The 20,927-nt window shown below is 44.8% G+C and carries 14 protein-coding genes; 6 read left to right on the forward strand and 8 right to left on the reverse strand.

The genetic code is table 11. The features are described 5' to 3' along the window. Positions 1–20: 20 nt before the first annotated feature. Positions 21–665, reverse strand: coding sequence for a deoxynucleoside kinase (locus tag ENLAB_RS06115; protein ID WP_008379503.1), 645 nt, complete (start codon positions 663–665; stop codon positions 21–23). A 305-nt stretch (positions 666–970) separates the two neighbouring features. Between ENLAB_RS06115 and mvk the strand changes: the two genes are divergently transcribed. The 5 genes from mvk to ENLAB_RS06140 all read left to right on the forward strand — a co-directional run bounded on the left by mvk (position 971) and on the right by ENLAB_RS06140 (position 7,266). Beyond that, positions 971–1,903 carry a mevalonate kinase gene (mvk, locus tag ENLAB_RS06120; RefSeq protein WP_008379501.1) on the forward strand — a complete coding sequence of 311 codons (933 nt, stop codon included), beginning with the start codon at positions 971–973 and terminating at the stop codon, positions 1,901–1,903. Next, entirely contained in the window at positions 1,896–2,894 is a 999-nt protein-coding gene (gene mvaD, locus ENLAB_RS06125; protein ID WP_096741740.1) for a diphosphomevalonate decarboxylase, read from the forward strand. The genes mvk and mvaD overlap by 8 nt, the downstream gene beginning before the upstream one ends. Positions 2,895–2,930: 36 nt before the next feature. Further along, entirely contained in the window at positions 2,931–4,013 is a 1,083-nt protein-coding gene (locus ENLAB_RS06130; RefSeq protein WP_016609860.1) for a phosphomevalonate kinase, read from the forward strand. Then, entirely contained in the window at positions 4,010–5,050 is a 1,041-nt protein-coding gene (gene fni, locus ENLAB_RS06135; protein ID WP_140965345.1) for a type 2 isopentenyl-diphosphate Delta-isomerase, read from the forward strand. Before ENLAB_RS06130 ends, fni begins: the two co-directional genes overlap by 4 nt. A gap of 293 nt (positions 5,051–5,343) precedes the next feature. Further along, the gene (locus tag ENLAB_RS06140; RefSeq protein ID WP_140965346.1) at positions 5,344–7,266 is read left to right on the forward strand and encodes a heavy metal translocating P-type ATPase; all 1,923 of its coding nucleotides are present in this window, start codon (positions 5,344–5,346) and stop codon (positions 7,264–7,266) included. 84 nt (positions 7,267–7,350) lie between these two features. On the opposite strand, the gene celB is transcribed toward ENLAB_RS06140, so the two are convergent. From celB to rpsO, 4 genes are all read right to left on the reverse strand, one after another. Continuing rightward, positions 7,351–8,691 (reverse strand): PTS cellobiose transporter subunit IIC, encoded by a 1,341-nt coding sequence (gene celB / locus ENLAB_RS06145; RefSeq protein WP_140965347.1) that lies wholly within the window; start codon positions 8,689–8,691, stop codon positions 7,351–7,353. A 2-nt stretch (positions 8,692–8,693) separates the two neighbouring features. Then, entirely contained in the window at positions 8,694–10,094 is a 1,401-nt protein-coding gene (locus tag ENLAB_RS06150) for a glycoside hydrolase family 1 protein (RefSeq protein WP_140965348.1), read from the reverse strand. A 219-nt stretch (positions 10,095–10,313) separates the two neighbouring features. Continuing rightward, a complete protein-coding gene (gene pnp / locus ENLAB_RS06155; protein ID WP_077452226.1) occupies positions 10,314–12,431 on the reverse strand; it encodes a polyribonucleotide nucleotidyltransferase in 2,118 nt (705 codons plus the stop codon). A gap of 382 nt (positions 12,432–12,813) precedes the next feature. Beyond that, positions 12,814–13,083, reverse strand: coding sequence for a 30S ribosomal protein S15 (rpsO, locus tag ENLAB_RS06160; RefSeq protein ID WP_005228072.1), 270 nt, complete (start codon positions 13,081–13,083; stop codon positions 12,814–12,816). Positions 13,084–13,299: 216 nt separating this feature from the next. Here rpsO and ENLAB_RS06165 point away from each other — a divergent pair, with 216 nt between their 5' ends. Beyond that, positions 13,300–14,160, forward strand: a complete 861-nt coding sequence (locus tag ENLAB_RS06165; RefSeq protein WP_008379484.1) for a MurR/RpiR family transcriptional regulator — start codon at positions 13,300–13,302, stop codon at positions 14,158–14,160. A gap of 69 nt (positions 14,161–14,229) precedes the next feature. Here ENLAB_RS06165 and ENLAB_RS06170 read toward each other — a convergent pair whose 3' ends face one another. The 3 genes from ENLAB_RS06170 to ENLAB_RS06180 are packed head-to-tail and all read right to left on the reverse strand — an operon-like array spanning position 14,230 to position 20,924. Continuing rightward, a complete protein-coding gene (locus ENLAB_RS06170) occupies positions 14,230–15,615 on the reverse strand; it encodes a glycoside hydrolase family 1 protein (protein ID WP_244353112.1) in 1,386 nt (461 codons plus the stop codon). Further along, a complete protein-coding gene (locus ENLAB_RS06175; protein ID WP_369522127.1) occupies positions 15,612–17,867 on the reverse strand; it encodes a glycoside hydrolase family 3 N-terminal domain-containing protein in 2,256 nt (751 codons plus the stop codon). The genes ENLAB_RS06170 and ENLAB_RS06175 overlap by 4 nt, the downstream gene beginning before the upstream one ends. A 6-nt stretch (positions 17,868–17,873) precedes the next feature. Then, positions 17,874–20,924, reverse strand: coding sequence for an alpha-mannosidase (locus ENLAB_RS06180; RefSeq protein WP_244353116.1), 3,051 nt, complete (start codon positions 20,922–20,924; stop codon positions 17,874–17,876). Between the last annotated feature and the right edge of the window lie 3 nt (positions 20,925–20,927).

Genomic DNA, 20,927 nt, shown 5'->3' on the forward strand with positions numbered 1-20,927 from the left:
CTGGCTGTATCGGCTATTACTTATTTACGGGCGTCTTTCAAGGCCTCTTCCACCATTGTTAAAACGGCCTGTGCCGCTTGTGGGTCTTCGACAAAATTGAATTGATCGCCATCGATCTGGATTTTTGGACTCTCATTGTATTCTTCGTACCACTGATCATAGCGTTTGTTCAACTCTTTGTAGTAGTCGTATAACGAAGGATCAAAGGTCAATTGTTCGTATTCCCGTCCGCGTTTTTCAATACGCTCCAGCATCGTTTCAAAAGAAACGCGAATATGCACCAAGAGATCTGGATGCTTTTTGTGGGCTGCATACGGCAGCTCTTCTAACATATTGGCTAACAATTCATCATAGACTTTGACTTCGGTATCGGTTGCTCGCCCAAGGTCCGCATTTAAATGGAACAACAGTGAATCCTCATAAATGGAACGGTCCAAGACGTTATTGTCGTCTTTCATGGCTTGCTTGATACTTTCAAATCGTTTATTTAAGAAATAGATTTGCAGTAAAAACGCATATTTATTTGGATCTGCATAAAATAATGGTAACACTTCATTGTCATCGATCGATTCATAAAAGGCTTGACTGCCAAAATGATTGGCGATCAATGCGGTCAAACTTGATTTACCGGCACCAATCGTTCCTGCTAATACGATCACGCTCATATCCCCCAACTCACTCATCACTAAATATTGTATGTTGCCTTTGCGATACCAACTATACAATACTATATCTTGTGCCGTCAACTGAAACTTTCGAAGCACAGATCAAGATTTTTTTCAATAAAAGTTTAAAGATTTTTGCTTTTTTTTGAAATCTCATACGGAATGCTTAACGAAAGAGCCTTCTTCTAGTAAAATAGGAAAGGATCTTTAATTAAATTGTGTTTTCGTCAGGAGATAGTTACAATTGACTGACAAACGATAAATGAATCATGTGGGGTAAGCTCCCTAGAGAAATGAGGAAAATAATGTCAATTGGTACTGGCATAGCTACAGGAAAAATCATCTTAATGGGTGAACATTCAGTTGTTTACGGTGAACCAGCAATTGCTTTCCCTTTTGCGGGAGCAAAAGTACAAGTCGAGATCACAGCAAATGAAACAAACACCTTGATTTCAAGTTACTATCACGGTCTGCTTGAAGAAGTCCCCAGCCACTTAAAAAATGTCAAAGACTTGCTGCATCGTCTGCAACAAGATTTTCACACGGGTCCTTTTGCAACCTCCATCGTCAGCACCATCCCTTCTGAACGGGGAATGGGTTCTAGCGCGGCGGTCGCTGTTGCACTGACTCGCGCTTTTTTTGATTGGATCAAAAAAGACTTTACAAAAGAAGAATTGATGACCTATGTCAACTTTTCTGAAAAAATCGCTCACGGCAATCCTAGCGGGATCGATGCTGCGGCAGCCAGTGGGACAGATGCCATTTACTTTATCAAAGGGCATCCCATCACTTCGTTTCCCCTCACGATCGACGGCTATTTGCTCGTCGCTGATACTGGCATCAAAGGGCAAACGAGAGAAGCAGTCAAAAGTGTCGCCCATCTTTTTGAAACCAGCAAGCAGCTGGCTAGTCAAGCAATCCAGCGTTTAGGGATCGAAACCAAAAAAGCTAAAGAGGCCATCATAGCCAATCAATTAGAAGTATTAGGCGAAAGCATGAACAACGCCCATCAGGCCCTGCAGCAGTTAGGGGTCAGCAATCAGCAACTGGATCAGTTGGTTTCCTTAGCATTGGCACACGGGGCTTACGGGGCAAAGCTGACCGGCGGAGGCCGGGGCGGCTGTATGATCGCACTAACCAAAACGAAGGAACAGGCTGAGAATATCAGCCGTATTTTATTGTCCGATGGCGCTCGTGCGGCATGGATACAAGGATTAGGAGTTTATGAACATGTATAAGGGAAAGGCTCGCGCCTACACGAATATCGCATTGATCAAGTATTGGGGAAAACAAGACGAAACCTTCATTTTACCGATGAACAATAGTTTGTCCCTGACCCTCGATGCCTTTTACACAGAAACAACGGTGGCTTTTTCACCCGATTTTACGCAGGATCGCTTTACGCTGGATGGCGTGGTGCAAACAGACGCTGCCACCAAAAAAGTTGCGGACTTTTTGGATCTGGTACGAAAAAAAGCGGACTGCCCGTGGTATGCCACGGTGGAAAGTCAAAACTTCGTCCCAACCGCTGCTGGACTTGCCTCTTCTGCCAGTGGATTAGCGGCATTGGCGGGTGCCTGTAGTGAAGCACTGGACTTAAACTTGTCGGAGCAAGCGTTATCCCGTTTGGCCCGTCGCGGTTCTGGTTCGGCTTGTCGGAGTATCTACGGCGGCTTTGCTGAATGGCATCAAGGCACCGATGAGACTTCTTTTGCCACCCAAGTGCCGTCGAATGGCTGGGAAGAAGAATTGAGTATGATCTTTATTTTGATCAATGCACAAGCCAAAGAAGTCTCCAGTCGTGAGGGGATGCGCCGAACCGTTGAAACCTCGAGCTTTTATCCAGGCTGGCTTTCTGCCACTGCCACCGATCTTGTGAAAATGAAACAAGCGATTGCCGAAAAAGACTTTACTGCTTTAGGTGAAACGACCGAGGCCAACGCCTTGAAAATGCATGGAACGACCTTAGCCGCCGAACCACCTTTTACTTATTGGTCTTCTGAATCTTTGCGAGCTATGGAATGTGTCCGAATGCTGCGAAAAAAAGGATTGGCTTGCTATTTCACGATGGATGCTGGTCCCAATGTCAAAGTTTTATGCCAAAAACAAGAAGAACAAACGATTTTACGTGAATTAAGTGCTCACTTTGCCTCAGAACAATTAGTAACTGCTCATGCGGGCAAAGGATTAGCCTTTTTACCGGTGGAAGAATCTTCCCCCATCAACTAAGAAGCCATTAAGAAGCCATCGATTAGGAGTGTCGAAATGATTGAACTATCCGTTCCTGGAAAACTATTTATTGCTGGTGAATACGCCGTTGTCGAACCTGGTCATCCTGCAATCATCGTTGCCGTTGACCAATTTATCACGGTCACTGTTGAAGAGGCCCGTAAAAACGGCAGCATCCAGTCTGCCCAATACAGCGACCTGCCAATTCGCTGGACGCGTCGCAAAGGCGAATTAGTCTTAGACCACCGGGATAACCCGTTCCACTATATTTTGGCAGCCATTCGTCTGACGGAAAAATATGCCCAAGAAAAAGGCATCCCCCTTTCCTTTTACGATTTAAAAGTGACCAGTGAACTGGATAACTCGAATGGTCGCAAATACGGCCTCGGTTCCAGCGGTGCCGTGACTGTTGCCACGGTCAAAGCATTGAATCTGTACTATCAAATGGAAATGGATCGGTTGACCCAATTCAAAATTGCGGCTCTTGCCCATCTCGCTGTTCAAGGCAATGGGTCGTGCGGTGATATTGCGGCCTCTTGTTATGGCGGCTGGATCGCTTTTTCAACCTTCGATCACGACTGGGTCTTAGCCAAACAAAAAGACCATACCTTAACAGAATTGATCGCTTTCGATTGGCCAGGATTATCGATCCGTCCCTTGACGGTTCCGAAATCTCTTCGACTATTGATTGGCTGGACAGGCTCTCCAGCCTCTACTTCTGATTTAGTGGATCAAGTCTATCAATCCAAAGAAGAAAAAGAAAACGCCTATGCGGCCTTTTTAGCAGCCAGCAAAGACTGCGTCAATCGATTGATCGACGGCTTCTTAAATGAAGACAGTCGCACGATCAAAAAAATGATCACGGAAAATCGAAAGCTCCTGCGGGAGTTGTCCGCACTGACTGGTGTGCCGATTGAAACTCCAGCACTTAAAAAGCTTTGTGATCTAGCAGAAAATTATTGTGGTGCAGCCAAATCTTCCGGTGCCGGCGGCGGCGATTGCGGTATCGTGATCGTTGACCAAAAAACCGGTATTTTACCATTGATGAGTGCGTGGGAAAAAGCCGAGATCACCCCCTTGCCGCTGCATGTTTACCATTACCGGGAGGACCTATCATGAATCGAAAAGATGAACATGTTTCCTTAGCAAAAGCGTTCCATAAAGAACACAGCAACGATTTTGATGCAGTTCGCTTGGTTCACCAGTCGTTTCCACAAATTGACGTGGCTGATGTGTCAATTGCGACGACTGTCTTTGACCGCTCATTTTCCAGCCCTTTTTTCATCAATGCCATGACGGGCGGCAGTGAAAAAACCTTAAAAATCAACCAAGAGTTAGCAGAGATCGCGCAAGCCTGTGAGTTGATGATGGCAACCGGCTCTGTTTCGGCTGCCTTAAAAGACCCAAGTGTCGCCGACTCTTTCCGCATCGTCCGTAAAGCCAATCCTGATGGCTTCTTATTAGCCAATATTGGTGCGGGCAGTCCCGTTGAAAATGCACAACGGGCAGTAGAACTGTTTGGCGCCGACGCCTTGCAGATCCATCTTAATGCACCACAAGAATTAGTGATGCCCGAAGGCGATCGTCAATTTAGCCAATGGCTGCCCTTATTGGAAAAAACGATTGCTTCCGTTGCCGTTCCGATTGTCGTCAAAGAGGTCGGCTTTGGGATGTCCCGTGAAACGATTCAGCAGTTACTGGCGATCGGCGTAAAAACCATTGATGTTGCTGGCAGCGGCGGCACAAGTTTTACTCAAATCGAAAATGCTCGCCGGAAAAAACGTGAATTGGCGTATCTAGATACCTTCGGCCAATCCACCGTGATTTCCTTGCTGGAAGCAAACGAGATCCAACAACCCTTTACCCGCATCGCTTCAGGCGGGGTTCGGGATGCTTACGATATCTTCAAAGCACTTTGCCTTGGTGCCGATAGCGTAGGACTATCCGCCACGATCCTCGTGCTGCTTTTGTCAAAAGGCAAAGAAGAAACGATCGCCACCTTGCAATCATGGAAGGAACAGCTACAGCTGCTCTACACTATGGCAGGACAGACAAGTACCAAAGACCTCACCAAGGTCCAGCTGATTTTTTCTGGCGCTGTCAAAGAATGGTGTGAAGCACGTCAAATTCCCTTAGCAAAGTATAGTTTGCGTTAAGCGATCCAATCGCTGACTACCTCATCGAACAAGCAAAAGCAGTACAATTCGTTTTTTATTGTACTGCTTTTTTTGTGTTCTTTTTTCTATAATAGTAAGTTTCCATTTATCATTTGGATAGTAATGTTATTTAATCGCTACTTGATAATCACTTTCATTATCAGGTACGTTGTTTTTTTACCATCTTGGTTTCGAATGTGCTATGCTCAAGTTGAGGGAGGACCAATCGATTGTTTCTTGAGAAAAGGATCGGTTTTTCATTCCTAGACTACATTCAAAAGGAGGCGTTTCTTATGAGTAAATCAGAATCGTCGGCTGTTTTTTCAACGATCACTTGTTTGCTATTGATGGCTACTGGCTTTCTTATGGCATCTTTTTCTATCCCTTATAGCTTTGTCCCCTACTTGTTAGCGATACTTGCCGGGGGTTGGAAACAAACCTGGGAAGGCACGCAAGAATTGGTGCACGACAAACGATTGAACGTCGATCTACTGATGGCATTAGCCGCCATTGGTGCCTGTATCATTGGTCATTGGTTTGAAGGGGCGATGCTGACCTTTATCTTTTGTTTGAGCGGTGCCCTTGAGGAATATACGACCAACAAAAGTACGCGAGAAATTAGTTCATTAATGGCACTGCAACCAACGACTGCCTTAAAAATGATTGAATCTGGGGAGCTCGTCGAAGTACCAGTCGAAGCCCTTCAGTTAAAAGATACGATTATGGTGGCAAAAGGCAGTGCGATCCCAATCGACGGTATCGTGATCCAAGGAACCAGCAGTGTTGATGAGGCGGCTATCAGTGGCGAATCCATTCCTGTCGAGAAACGTTTAGGCAGTGAAGTCTTTGGCGGAACCATCAACCTCGGACAGCCATTGTACATTGAAGTTACTCAAACGAGTGAAAACACCCGCTTTGCAAAAATCATTCAATTGGTGGAAGAAGCACAGCAAATGCCAAGTCAAACGGCGACCCTGATTGAAAAAATCGAACGGATCTATGTGCCGATCGTCTTGATCGCCGTCCCACTAATGATCGTTTTGTGTACGTTTTTCACGAATTGGGGGTTCCAAGAAAGTTTTTATCGTGGCATGGTCTTACTGGTGGTGGCATCTCCTTGTGCCTTAGTTGCCTCTGCTACTCCTGCGACATTAGCAGCCATTTCTCACGCTGCTCGTTTGGGCGTTTTATGCAAAGGCGGACAAGCCTTGGATGCCTTTGCCAATGTCAAAGCGATCGCTTTTGACAAAACCGGAACGCTGACTCGCGGCAAACCTGCTGTCACTGATGTTCATCTGTTGCTGGATGAACCGTTTATCCCCCAACTGATCGTCGGGATGGAAAAACAATCAAATCACCCATTGGCTGAAGCGATTCTAGCGTATTTTCATGATGAAAAACCATTGGAATTAGCAGTGGAAGAACAAGCGGGGGTCGGTCTAGCCACCACTTACCAAGCTGCCCATTGGACGATTGGAAAAGAAGTCGATCTAACCTCTGTAGCTGTCAGTGAGCAAACCCGCATCCAAGAATTAAAAGCAGCCGGAAAAACCTTGATTTACATCAATCGTGACCGTGTATTAGCAGGGTATTTAGCACTATTGGATCAGCCCCGTCCTGAAGCTCGTGAAAGTCTTGCCTACTTCAATAAGCAAGGAATTCACACGACGATGCTGACGGGTGATCATTTAGGTACTGCCAAAGTGATCGCCGCAGAGATCGGCTTGTCTGACTACGAAAGTGATTGCCTGCCTGATGAGAAAACCACTCGTATCAAAGAAATGAAAGAAACCTACCAAATCAATGCGATGGTCGGTGATGGGATCAATGATGCTCCAGCCTTAGCGACCGCAAGTGTGGGGATCGCGATGGGCGAAGGAACCGACGTCGCAATGGATGTGGCGGACATCGTCTTGATGAAAAATGATTTGCTGCGCTTGGTCGACAGTCACCGTTTGGCTAAGAAATTACAGCGGATCATCAAACAAAACATCGTCTTTTCTATCAGTGTCATCTTGTTGCTGATTGCTTCAAACTTCCTTGAATTTCTCACGCTGCCTCTAGGGGTCGTGGGTCATGAAGGAAGCACGATCTTAGTTATCTTAAACGGATTGCGTATGCTTTTGCCATTACACAAAGAAACACCCCAGCAAGCCAAACCAACCCGCAAAGATTGCGATGATTGTGTCTTGTATCAACAGTCTTTGCATACGTGACCACTATTTGCACTAGCAAAAACGCCCATTGTTGGCACTTCACTAGAAGTCCAACAATGGGCATTTTTACTGTATTTTTTCTACTTATACTTGATTGGCAAGTTGCTCCGTGTAGAGTTTGCCATCGTACATCTTAAAGAATGGATAATAGCAGAGAATGGAAACCCCTAAGTTGATCAAAGCGATCAGGATGGCTCGGAAATCACCGCCGGTTCCTAAAAACGCCCCAATTCCGACTGGTGAAATCCAGGGAATTCCCGTAATGACTTTATCGACAAAGCCAAACGAGCTAGCAAAGTAAGCAATCGTCACATTGATCATAGGGGTTACGATAAAGGGGATGATCAAATACGGATTGTAGACGATCGGTGCCCCGAAGATCACTGGTTCATTGATGTTAAAAAGCCCCGGTAAGATTGCTGCTTTTCCTAAGACTTTGAGTTGTTGCGATTTTGCCACAAACAGCATCAATAAAACCAATCCAAGCGTACTTCCTGCGCCGCCCATAAAAATATACATGTTCACGAAATCCCCAGCAAAAATATTATTGGCACCATCGATATTTTCAGTTAGAGCCACCAACAGGATGGGATTGATGAAACTATTTTTAATAACTGCCGTCCCATGAACCCCCACTGCCCATAAGAGGTGGATAAGGAGCATAATCACGATGATTCCTAACCAAGAACCCGTCAACTCTTTCACGAATTCAAAGGGTTTGGATAGCAATCCGTGAAGATCCGTGTGGAAAGCCGCCAGTACTCCATTGATCACGACCATCAAAAAGGCAATCAAAATCGCTGGGATCAATGACGCAAATGCTTTGCTGACTCCATCAGGAACCCCTTCAGGCATCTGGATGGTGATCTTTCTTTTTACACAAAAACGATAGACTGACGTAGCAATTACTGCGGTGATAATCCCGATGAAGATCCCTACTCCACTGAAGCGAGTGATCCAACCGCCTAAAGCGACCCCATTGTAAACAATGGCGGTTTCGCTTTCTGATTGTAGCAATTGTGCAGTACCATCTGTGATATCGACTTGAATGATCGTCATTAAAAAGGCAAACAAACTTAATAACGCTCCTACAAAACTGCTCATAGTCAAATGCTCTTCTTTATGATAAATCTCAGTTAAATAATACCCTGTTGCTAAACAATAAAAAACAGCAATCGAACCGACAGACATGGTAGTTACGACACTATAAAGCGGCGAAAATCGTAAAATCGTTTGTTCGAAAAAGCTAGCCAGTGGCGGAATGATTTGTGGTAAATTATTAATGATCAAAAAAATCGATCCGACGATCGTAAAAGGGACCGTAATGATCCCTGCTTGCATGATTGCGCGAATAAAGCGTAAATTCGCCAACTTATTCAAAGGCGGCATCAAACGCGTTTCTAAAAAGGTAAAAACACTTGTCATCGTTACTCCTCCAACGAAGGGATTGCCCCTTCTTCAATCAGCTTTTGATACCAATAAAAGCTGTCTTTTCTCACTCGTTTTTGTTCTTTTTCCTCTGCATCATTGCGATCTACGTAAATAAAACCATACCGTTTTCGAATCCCTTCATGCACACTAATCAAATCAATGGCAGACCACGGGCTATATCCGATCAGATCCACCCCAGCATTGATCGCGGCTAAGCATTGATTGATATGCTGCGACAAATAATCGATACGGTACGGATCATGAACCGTGCCATCTGCTTCTAGATGGTCTTCGGCCCCTAAGCCATTTTCGGTAATGATGATCGGTAAGTGGTAACGATCATAGAGTGTTTGCAACGTCGTTTTCAGCCCCAAGGGATCGATGGTCCAATTGAAGGCATTTTTCTTCAAGAACGTATTGGTGAACCCTTTGTAAAAACCACGCTCCATAATGTCTTCGCTTTGCTGATCACTGATGCCGTTTTTCATGTCCCCAGCTTCCGTCGGCTGCTCCACTGTCACCGTGGTGTAGAAGTTCATTGCGACAAAGTCAGGCAGAGCCCGTTTCATCAACGCCTCATCTTCCGGACCAAAGTCAATCGTGAGGCCGTTTTGGTTCAAATAATCTTGAAAGACCGTATTGTAACGACCGAAGCAGGCGAAATCAAGGTACGCCCAGTTCCGGACACTGTTGAAATACAGCGCTGCTTGGTTGTCTTCTGGTCGACTAGTCGCCGCATAGACCAACGAAATATTCGGCACCGGTCCGATTTTGCCATTCGGTACGATTTCATGACACGCTTCGAAAGCATATTTTTCAGCGATCATCAGGTGATGAAATTGCTGGTATTTTTCTGATAATGGAATCTTTTTCCCTAATATTTTTTGATCCACCAACAGCATGATATTTGGTTCATTGATCGTCAGCCAGTGCGTCACTCGATCCCCATAGGCTGTAAACAGCGTTTTGGCGTATGCGGCAAATGCCTCAACGGTGCTGCGTTTTGTCCAGCCGCCTTCGTCTTCCAATGCTTGCGGCAAGTCAAAATGGTTCAACGTTACAAAGGGCTGAATGCCGTGTTTCAGCAATTCATCAATGACATCGCTGTAATGATCCAATCCTTTTTGATTAATAGTACCGCGCCCTTCTGGAAAAATTCGCGACCAAGCGATCGAAAAACGGAAAATTTTGATCCCCATTTCTGCTAACAAGGCGATATCCTCTTTGTACTGGTGGTAATGGTCGACAGCCACAGTAAAATCCGCGATCATGTGGTTGTCTCTTGGACGAGTATCTTGGACACTCAGCCCCTTGCCGTCGGTTTGATACGCCCCTTCGGTTTGGTGAGCGGAAATCGATGCTCCCCATAAAAAATCAGTTGGAAATGTTTGTTTCATATCGTACTCCTTATCCTAAATAAGATGCGTTTAACATCTTAGAATTATTGCTTGCATGGCAAAGACAATATTCTGAATTATCTCTTATTTTTCGCACTAAAGCAAAAAATAACTCCTGTCAAGTAAGCCCCTTTTGAAGATGTGCTACTTAGACAAAAAAAAAGCAAAGTCTAGTTTCCTAGACTTTGCTTTTCAATGCGATAATTTAGAAATAGCAGCTTATTTTTGCTCTGCTTTATCTTCGTTCAATAGTGCTTTTCTTGAAAGGTTCACACGGCCTTGTTTGTCGATTTCTGTGACCTTCACTAAGATTTCGTCGCCTTCTTTGACAACGTCTTCTACTTTGTTGACCCGTTCGTTCGCAAGTTGTGAAATGTGAACTAAGCCGTCTTTGCCTTTGATCAAGTTGACAAACGCACCGAATTTTTCAACACGGACAACTTTCCCAAGGTACACTTCGCCAACTTTTACTTCTTTCGTCAATTCTTCAATGATCTTGATAGCTTTTTGGATCATTTCTGCATCAGCAGAAGCAATCGAAACTTTTCCGTCTTGATCAATATCGATTTTCACGCCAGTTTCATCAATGATGCCATTGATGGTGTCGCCGCCTTTACCGATTACATCTTTGATCTTCGCAGGATCGATTTGGATCATTTCGATCTTCGGTGCGTATTGGCTTAACTCTTCACGAGGAGCAGCCAATGTTGATGTCAATTCATTTAAGATTTCCATCCGTGCTTTTTTCGCTTGATCTAATGCTTCTGTCAAGATTTGTTCAGTGATTCCTTGAATCTTGATATCCATTTGTAACGCAGTGATCCCATCTTTGGTTCCAGCAACTTTAAAGTCCATATCGCCAAGGTGATCTTCTAAGCCTTGAATATCAGTTAAGATCGTGTAGTTTTCACCATCAGATACAAGTCCCATTGCGATACCTGCAACTGGTGCTTTGATTGGTACCCCTGCATCCATCAATGCTAAAGTTCCAGCACAAATACTTGCTTGAGAAGAAGAACCATTTGATTCTAATACTTCTGCAACGAGACGGATTGTGTAAGGGAAGTCTGTTTCATCAGGAATCACTTGTGCTAAGGCACGTTCGCCTAATGCACCATGACCGATTTCACGACGTCCTGGTGAGCCGGCACGACCAGTCGAACCAACAGAAAATTGAGGGAAGTTGTAATGATGGATGAACCGTTTTGATTCTTCAACCCCTAATCCATCAATGATTTGGTGTTCGCCTAAAGGTGCTAATGTACAAGCAGACAATGCTTGGGTTTGTCCCCGAGTAAATAGACCAGAACCATGAACACGTGGCAATAAGCCAACTTCTGATGCCAATGGACGGATTTCGTCTAATTGACGGCCATCCGGACGAATCTTGTCGATGGTGATCAATTCGCGAACCACATCTTTTTCAAGATCTTCCGCGATTTGTTTCACTTCTTTCAAGAATTGTGCTTCCTCTTCATGTCCAGCAAATTTTTCTGCATACACTTCTTTCACTGTGTCTTTGACTTTATCGATCTCGTCTTCACGAGCCAATTTTTCTTCAGTCATAACAGCAGTTTTCATTGTTTGGTAGTAGCCGTCGAAGATTTCTTTTTTCAAGTCAGCATCTACTTGTAACAATTTGACTTCCATTTTTGGTTTGCCCACAGCTGCGACAACTTCTTCTTGGAAGGCAACCAATTCTTTGATAGCATCAAAACCGAATAATAACGCACCTAACATGTCTTCTTCAGAAACTTCTTTCGCTCCTGATTCAACCATGTTGATAGCTTTTTTCGTTCCAGCTACTGTCAATTCGATATCAGTTTGTTCTGCTTGTTCTACTGTTGGATTCAAGACGTACTCACCATTGACCCGACCAACATCAACACCAGCGATCGGTCCGTCAAACGGGATATCTGAAATAGACAATGCTAAAGAAGAACCTAACATTGCCGCCATTGCTGGCGTACAATCTTGTTCAACACTCATTACGATGTTTGTTACTTGTACTTCGTTACGGAAACCTTCCGCAAACATTGGACGGATCGGACGGTCGATCAAGCGGGCAGTCAAGGTTGCTTCCGTACTTGGGCGTCCTTCACGTTTGATAAAGCCACCAGGTACTTTCCCTACGGCATACATTTTTTCTTCGTAATTGATTGTTAATGGGAAAAAGTCGGTATCTTTTGCTTCCTTAGATGCAACCGCTGCACTTAGGACAACCGTATCGCCATAACGAACCAATACAGCTCCGTTTGCTTGTTTGGCTAATTGGCCAACTTCTACTTCTAATGGGCGGCCGCCCCAAGTGGTTTTGAATACTTGTTTTTCTGTCATGTTCTGCTCCTTTTCATCGGATCCCAGCAAGTCACTACTAAACAAATGAAAAAATCGGAATGTCGTTCCGCTGCTTTCATTTGGTTAGTAGGATGCTGCTTACAAGGACCCAAAATTCTTTTTAGCTACGCTTTTTGATTCACCAGTCAAAAGGCCGCTCTTTCGGTGTTTCACTTTTTAGATGGCTCGAAATCACCTGTCAGACTGCATCAGCTGTTTTAGCCGACAATGCCGTCGCAGTGATTCCGCTGCTTGGTCACTACGCTCGCTGCTCTCGCCTAGTAGGTTTCATCATCTGCTCTGTGCGGCTTGCGCCGCCCAGTCGCAGTGATTCATAGCAAAAAAGTGAGATTCGGGTTGAACCTCACTTTTCTTTGTTTGATTAACGACGTAATCCTAAAGCTTGGATTAATTCGCGGTAACGTTGTACGTCTTTTTGACGTAGGTAAGCTAATAAGTTACGACGATGTCCAACTTTTTTCATCAACCCACGGTATGAATGGTGGTCTTTTTTGTGCATACGTGCATGTTCGTTCAAATGGTTGATTTCTTCTGTTAAAACAGCGATTTGAACTTCTGGAGAACCAGTATCTCCTTCATGACGTGCAAATTTGTTGATGATTTCGTTTTTGCGTTCTTTTGAAATTGCCATGTTTTTCACCTCTTTTTCTTTTTCCCCTGCGACTGAGTAAAACGTTGGTGATTCGTTAAACCAAGTAACAGGTACTGTGCTTTTCACACGTAATTACTTTACTTGATTCTAAGTAAAAAAGCAAGTTTATCTACCTATTCTTTTCGTTTCTTTTGAAAGCTCCTCCAAAACTTATGTTATACTTAGGATACTATTCTATCTAAAGGAAGTGTAAGGATGAGCGTTCTTTCCCGAATCGAGAGCATGAAAAATGAATTATCGCTTTCTGAGAAGAAACTCTTCGCATTCATGGAGGCCAATCCTGAAAAAGTGCCGTCGATGACTGCGAGTCAATTAGCAGAAGCCACTGGGATCAGTGCGCCGACTGTCGTACGCTTTGCGAAAAAAACCGGCTTTGCTAGTTTGACAGATTTAAAAATACAATTATCTGCGGAATCCGGCTTGCGCCAAAATGCCAATGAAAACTTGGGCTATGCCGATGTTGAATTAAATGAGCCCTTTCATGCCATCACATCTAAATTAAGCCACAATGCACAGGTGACTATGAATGAGACGGCCCAATTGTTAGAAGAACAGCTGATGTTGGCTGCCGCTGAACTGATCGCGACTCGTGAGCGCATCTTTGTCTGCGGGATCGGTGCTTCCTCATTGATCGCACAAGATATCCAACAAAAATGGACTCGTTTAGGCAAGATCGTCGTGTTTGAAAATGACTACAATCTCTTGTTGCCGCAACTCGTCAAAAACGAGAAAAAAAGTCTCCTCTGGGTCATTTCCAACAGTGGACACACGCCTGAGATGGTTCACTTAGCAGAAATCGTTAAAAATCTTGGCGTCCCGATTCTATCACTCACCCGCTTTGGCAGTAATCCGTTAACAAAATTGGCGGATGTTCCCCTGCAAGTGTCCCGTTCCAAAGAAGCCAACCAGCGTAGTGCTGCTACGAATTCGATTATCGCCCACCTATTGGCGGTCGATGTCCTTTTCTATGTCTTTTTAAGTAAGAATGAAAAGCTGGCACGCAATATCTATGCCTCACGCCAAGCCATTGCCGATTTTCGTGAGAAGTATTTATAAAATAATCATAGCCAAAGAAGTCCGCAGGAAAGTTTTCCTGCGGTATTTTTTCTTCTAAGGACACTTTGATCAATCAAGGGCATTCTTGGCAGCTACTTCTGCCAACCAAAAACTGGACGCTTTGGGATAACGCTTGAAGTCATTTTTCAAATCCACTCGATAAAACCCATAGCGGTTTTTATATGCGTTCAACCAGCTCCAGCAATCCATAAAGGTCCACATATGGTAGCCGAAACAAGGAGACCCGTCTTCGATTGCATGATGCAGCTGACGTAAATGGTCTTCAACAAAGGCGATCCGATACGTATCATTGACCTGCCCCATGGCGTCCATGAACCGTTCTTCCTCAGATACCCCCATGCCATTTTCGGAAACAAACCATGGCATGTTTTGATAGTCGTTCTTTAGACGCATCGCAATATCGTAAATCCCTTCTGGATAGATTTCCCAGCCGCGATGAGGATTGATTTTTTTCTCTGGCCAATCGTACCCACGAAATAACTGACGCGGCTCAAAGGGACCGGATGCTGCCTTCTGCGGAAGTGGTGCTTGGATCCGCAACGGTTGATAATAATTGCAACCAATAAAATCTACGGTATTTTCACGAAAAATTTCCGCATCTGTTGCTTCATATTCAGGGGACAAGTGATGCTCCTTGAATAAGCTCGTTAGTTTTTCAGGAAATTGTCCATAAACGACACAGTCCAAAAAACTGCGAATATACAAGAGATCTGCCCATTCAGCGGCTTCTCGATCAGCCGCTTCTTGGCTTCTTGGATAAACAGGTGACAAATTTAAGATGATACAGATTTCTCCATCAGGAAGTGCGAGTTTACGAAACTCAGCAACCGCCTTCGCATGAGCTAGCAAAGTATTATAACCCACTTGGATCGCCCGCTTGAAATCACGCACTTGCGGCCAATGAGCATCTCCATAATACCCACATTCAATATGCACCAACGGTTCATTAAAGGTCGCCCATTTTTTCACTAGATCGCCGAATTGTTCAAAAGCAGTTTTTGCATAAAATGCAAAATGGTCCACGGATTCCCGCGCCTCCCAGCCTCCTTTTTCCATCAGCCACCAAGGCATGTCAAAATGAAACAAATTAATGATCGGTTCGATGCCTTGGTCCAACATTTCCTGAAAATATGCCCGATAAAACCGGACTGCTGTTTGATTCAATGTTTTTCCATCTGGTAATAAGCGGGTCCATGCAATCGATGTCCGATAGGAATTCAAGTTCATGGCCTTCATGTTTGCTACGTCTTCCCGGTATTGATAGTAGGTATTTGAGGTGTCGCTTGGTCCGACACCATCGTAAAAGCGTGACGGCTCCAACTCAAACCATTTGTCCCATGTAGAGGGACTTTTGCCGTCAACCGCCGCGGCCCCCTCGGTTTGCGGTGCTGACGCGGCCGCTCCCCATAAAAAGTTTTTTGGAAATTGAATCATTCTTTTGCTCCTTTCTGAATTACCTGCCACGTGCGGTCAGGGTTGGATCGTTGAAATGCAAACTGATACCGCTGCGCAGCTGCCTCGATTTCTAAACAAAATGATGTTGTTTCTTCCAGAGAAATTGCCAGCTGCTGCAATGATGCTTCACCGATCACGAGTTGAAAAGCTGCTTGTCCTTGTCTAGGCACCCATACTTTTTGAAAGCCGCATAGGACTTTTTTCCTCGGCACATATGCTTTTGTATACTCTTTTAGATAGCATTGGACCACTTCTTTACCAGACACAGTAGAATGATTTTTAAGTGTGCCACTGACGATAATGCCTTCTCCTGCATATTCAGCCGAAACCGAGCTGCAAATAAAAGAGGCATAACTAAGCCCATAACCAAAAGCATATACTGGTGCGCCTTTTTGATCGAGGTAGTCTTTTTGAAACGCTGTGTTGCGATAATTATAACAGACAGGCAACTGTCCAACCGTATCAGGAATAGAAACTGCTAATTTTCCACTAGGTACCGTTTCACCAAAAAGGATCCGAGCAATCGCTTTCCCTCCATATTGTCCGGGATAGCCAGCGTAAAGCAACCCATCGAACAAGTCTTGCAAAGGTGCTAAGCAATGCGGCCGACCGGAAATCACGATCCCAATCAGCGGCTTTTTACTCTTCTTCAACGCAAACAGTAAATCCAACTGGCATTGCGGCAAATCGAGGGTAGCCAAGTCGATGTTTTCTCCACTGGTCATTTCCTGAGATCCCCTTAAGGCGGCACCGTTTTTGTCAAAATCCGTTGTGAAATCACGGGCACTGGAGCCGCCGATCGTCACTAAGATGACATCCGCTGTTTCTGCAATCTGACAGGCTTGCCTTCGTTGAGCCAGTGTGCCACTAGAGATTTCGCAGCCTTTCTCGTAGAAGAAGTCAGCTTGATGCGTACTTAAACTGGTCAAGCCTTCCCAAAGGGTCGTACATGTTGTTTCTTCCTTGAATGGCGTATAATCCCCCAGCTGATGATAGAGCTGTTTAACGTGAGGACCGATGACGGCAATCTTTTGTCGCGTTTTCTTCAAAGGCAAAATGCCATTGTTCTCTAGTAAAACAATCGATTCCTCCGCCAATTTCAAGGCAACTTGTTGCGCCTTTTCTTTACGGGGCAATGAAACATGGGGCGATGCTTCTTTAAACAAGCCAAGTTTTTCTTTCAAAAGAAGCACACGGCGGACTGCATCATCGATCGCCGTTTCCGCAATCAGCCCCTCAAGGACAGCTTCTTCTAACACTGGGAAAACTTCATCCCATAAACTAACATCCACACCGCTGGTCAAGGATTTGGCGGCCGCTTGCGGGCGGCTTCCCAGCCAGTCAGCAATCCGATCCAGCCCGCACCCATCGGCCATCACAATTCCCGTAAAGCCACTTTCTTCTCGTAAAACCTCTTGTAACAAATAAGCATTGGCATGGCAAGGAACACCATCTAGATCATTGTATGCAGCCATACACCCCAAGGCCCCAGCAACAATCCCTGCTTTCATTGGTGGCAGATGGATCTCGCGGAATTCCCGATCACCGATTGCCACTGGCCCTGCATTGTGTCCCCCCATTCCTGCACCTTGGGCAGCAAAGTGCTTTAACACCGCTAAAACGTTCTGTTTTTCAATCGTTGCTTTTGATCCTTGTAACCCTCTGACGGCTGCTTTGGTAAAGCTACTGGTCAAAAACGGATCTTCACTGAAACATTCTTCTGTTCGCCCCCAACGAGGATCTCTAGCAATGTCCAATGCGGAAACCAAGCCGACATGGGCCCCTTTTGCCCGAATCTCTTGAGCAGTGATGGTTTGGGCCGCTTGATACAGCTCTGGGTTCCAACTAGAACCAACACTAAAATTGACCGGAAACGTCGTCGCTTCCAAACCTTGGTGACCGTGAGGACACTCTTCACTGAGAAGGGCCGGAATCCCCAGCCGAGTGTGTTCCTGCAAATAAGTTTGAATCATAAGGGATAGCTCATAGGACTCCGTGGTCGTCAGGCCGGTTTGCTGATTTCTACCTGACCAAGGATCAGCCCGAAAGACGCCGTAGATCCAGCCAAGACTGCCAAAACGAGCTACTTCTTTTTTAAAGGTTTCAGTTAAAATAATTTTTCCATTGTTTTTTTCGTAAACTTCCCAACCATACAGACGCTGATTCAGCTGGCCGATTTTTTCTTTCAATGTCATTTGCCGTAAAAGTGTCTCAATCATATGCTTCTCCATTTCTATTTAGTCTTCTAAATAAAGCATGATGGTCTGGATCTCAAAAGGCTGGAAATGGATTGTGATGCTTTGGGCATCCAGCGGCTCCACCGGCAGTTCAGCGACGGTTTCTTCCAAAAGATTCGTCAAAACCGCTTTTTTGATTCTTTTCTGGCAGCGCATTTGACAGGCGGTGGTTTGATTGTGATATTCATACAACCGCACGATCAGTGCCTCTTCATCTTCGGCTTTTTTCACCGTATCCAGTAAGACATTCTTTTGGTCGACTGCTAGAAAAGCTTCTGCTGATAGTTGTGGCACACTTGGAACGGTTAGAACGGGAACATTCAATGCCAAAGCTTCTTCCATCGTTTGCGCGTCTTGCCAAGTTCCTTCGTGGGCGTACAAGGAATAGGTAAACTCATGAAGGCCTTGATCCGCTTCAGGATACGGATCGATCGGCGATTTAATCAAAGAAAGCCCGATTTTTTGATAATCCGTATTGAACCCATATTTCGAATCCGTCAAAATACTAACCCCATAATTCCCTTCTGAGAGATCTACCCATTTTTGTCCACAGCTCTCAAAACGCGCTTGGTCCCATGTCGTGTTTTGATGCACAGGCCGTTTTACCTGCCCGAATTGAATATCAAACGTTGCTTCCAATGTGTTAACATCAATCGGCAGCAATGCCTTTAACAGCAGTTGATGCTGGTGCCAATCAACCGCTGTTTCAAAATCGATTCTTCCCGTGCCATGGTAAAAATGCAGCCATTGCGTAATAAAAGAATCTTCAAACTGACGTTTGATCTTCAAGGTATCGCGAATCTCCCCTTGCTCAACAACCTCAGCTGAGAGAACTTGCTTCACAGGATAAGGCTTCTTCTGGTAATAAATATCAATGTCCCACGCATCATAATCCATTGGCAGATCTTCGTAAGCCACTAACTGATTCAACCGCTCTCCTTTTGGCACGATTTCTCGCTGCTGCCGTTTGTCAAATAAAGAGATGATGTCAAAGTGTTCGTCAAAAATCACTTTAAAATCAACCGTTTCAAACGATTCCTCCAGCCGCATTGCCACTTGCTTTGATTGAGGCACAGCTGAGACAGGGGTCAGTGTTTTGCAGCTCAATCCAGCCATGGCGGGAATTTTGACTAAGAGCCGGTCATCATAGGTCCGCTGAGTCAGGTAAGCTTCTTTGATCCCTGTCTGATCGTCTAAATAGACCAGACCCGTCCGCTCTTGTCCCAGCGGATTAAAGACATGCCATGACGTAGCTTCGGCTGCTTGCGCCGCTGGAATCAAAGCTTCGATCAGCTTGCAGCCTTTATCAAAGAGCTGTTGATACTCTTGATCCGTCTGATCATAAACTTCTTTGATTGAGCTTCCCGGTAGAATGTCATGGAATTGATTAAATAGCAGCTGTTTCCAAAGTTGTTCTAATTCAGCTTGCGGATAACGATTGATTGCACAAATACTATAAAGTTTTTCAATCGTCTGTAAGAAAAATTCTCCTTGGCGATTGGCCTTCTTGTTTTTACCAATCGAAGTCAGTGTTCCACGATGGTATTCAAAGTACAATTCGCCGTACCAGACCGGGCCAGGTTCTTCCATAAAAGAATCTGCCAGTCGATCAAAAAAGCCCCCCACATGATTGCCAGTAATCGTCGGCATATCTGGCAGTGTCTTTTGCAGCCGTTTCTGGACTTCTAGCATCTCTTTCGTCGGGCCTCCGCCACCGTCACCGTACCCATAGGCAATCAAAATTTCGTCGTGCTGATCTTTTTGCTGATAACGTTCAAAACTCCCCTTAATCGTATACGGATCTAGCAATCCATTATACGTCGTATAATAATCTCTTGGACTGTATCCTTCACTGATGGTGGTAATAAAATGCGTCAAAACGCGGCTGCCATCAATTCCTTGCCAATAGAAGGAATCATAAGGAATTTGATTGAACTGGTTCCATGACAGCTTCGTCGTCATAAAGTAGGGCGTATTTGTTTTGCGTAAAATTTGCGGCAAGGCGGCTGAATAACCAAAGACATCCGGTAGCCATAAGATGCGGCTATCGACTTGAAATTCCTCTTTCATAAACCGTTTGCCATAAAGGATCTGACGAACCAGCGATTCCCCTGAAGTCAAATTGCAATCGGCTTCCACCCACATCGCCCCGTCAACTTCCCATCTTCCTTCTCGAACTTTTTCTTTGATTGCAGCGTAAAGTTCAGGATAATGTGTTTTCATGGAGAGATACAGTTGTGGTTGGCTTTGAAAAAACGTGTAATCTGGATACTCCTCCATCAATTTCAAGACCGTCTGGAAACTGCGCTCACCTTTTTCAATTGCTTGCTGTGCCGTCCAAAGCCACGCCAGATCGATGTGGGTATGGCCGACAGCCGTCACTTTTTGTTTTGGTGTATGCGCTGGTAAGTAACATGACGCAAGCAGCTGCTTTGCTTTTGCGAGACTTTCATAGAATGCCGCTGAGTAGGGCGTACGAAAATCCAAGACATTGGCGACTTGACCAAGGACTTGTTGATAAAATGCTTCGTCACCGCCAAACGCACGAATGGCACGCCAACTATCAAACAGCGTATAAAAATCAAACCAGAGTTCATTGACGACAGGATCCAATGCCAATAAGTTGATATGCAGTGGGAATGGTTTATCGGAACGGCCCGAGAACAGATCAATCTTCAGTTTGACTGCTTTTTGTTGATATCCTTCAGTCAAAGTGACCTCTCGATGATTGACATCGATAGCTTGGACATAGGTATCGTCCAAATAAATTTTGATTTGGGGATTGGTGGTGTTGTCCCACTCTGAGAGACTTGAATAGACTTGTAAGACGACACAAGGATTCCCTACCCAGTCAGCGGGAACTTGAAAGCTGCCTTTCAACTGATAATAGGTGTTTTTTTCTCCGAAATAACTCCCTTGTTCATACGGTACCCAATCCTCTTGCTTTAAAAAAAGCAGGTCTATTGGCTGTTGATAGCGTACACGGTACTGTTTTAATTTGTAGAAAATTTTTCGGATGCGTTCAAACTCGTAAGGCTGCATAACTCTCATTTT

The sequence above is a fragment of the Enterococcus innesii genome (genome assembly GCF_022846515.1).
Taxonomy (GTDB): Bacteria; Bacillota; Bacilli; order Lactobacillales; family Enterococcaceae; genus Enterococcus_D; species Enterococcus_D innesii.

Coding starts and splice junctions, on each gene's coding strand:
- fni (WP_140965345.1), top strand. CDS start 4,010: ATGAATCGAAAAGATGAACATGTTTCCTTAGCAAAAGCGTTCCATAAA.
- rpsO (WP_005228072.1), bottom strand. CDS start 13,083: ATGGCAATTTCAAAAGAACGCAAAAACGAAATCATCAACAAATTTGCA.
- celB (WP_140965347.1), bottom strand. CDS start 8,691: ATGACAAGTGTTTTTACCTTTTTAGAAACGCGTTTGATGCCGCCTTTG.
- ENLAB_RS06175 (WP_369522127.1), bottom strand. CDS start 17,867: ATGGAGAAGCATATGATTGAGACACTTTTACGGCAAATGACATTGAAA.
- mvk (WP_008379501.1), top strand. CDS start 971: ATGTCAATTGGTACTGGCATAGCTACAGGAAAAATCATCTTAATGGGT.
- ENLAB_RS06180 (WP_244353116.1), bottom strand. CDS start 20,924: ATGAGAGTTATGCAGCCTTACGAGTTTGAACGCATCCGAAAAATTTTC.
- ENLAB_RS06150 (WP_140965348.1), bottom strand. CDS start 10,094: ATGAAACAAACATTTCCAACTGATTTTTTATGGGGAGCATCGATTTCC.
- ENLAB_RS06165 (WP_008379484.1), top strand. CDS start 13,300: ATGAGCGTTCTTTCCCGAATCGAGAGCATGAAAAATGAATTATCGCTT.
- ENLAB_RS06115 (WP_008379503.1), bottom strand. CDS start 665: ATGAGCGTGATCGTATTAGCAGGAACGATTGGTGCCGGTAAATCAAGT.
- ENLAB_RS06170 (WP_244353112.1), bottom strand. CDS start 15,615: ATGATTCAATTTCCAAAAAACTTTTTATGGGGAGCGGCCGCGTCAGCA.
- mvaD (WP_096741740.1), top strand. CDS start 1,896: ATGTATAAGGGAAAGGCTCGCGCCTACACGAATATCGCATTGATCAAG.
- pnp (WP_077452226.1), bottom strand. CDS start 12,431: ATGACAGAAAAACAAGTATTCAAAACCACTTGGGGCGGCCGCCCATTA.
- ENLAB_RS06140 (WP_140965346.1), top strand. CDS start 5,344: ATGAGTAAATCAGAATCGTCGGCTGTTTTTTCAACGATCACTTGTTTG.
- ENLAB_RS06130 (WP_016609860.1), top strand. CDS start 2,931: ATGATTGAACTATCCGTTCCTGGAAAACTATTTATTGCTGGTGAATAC.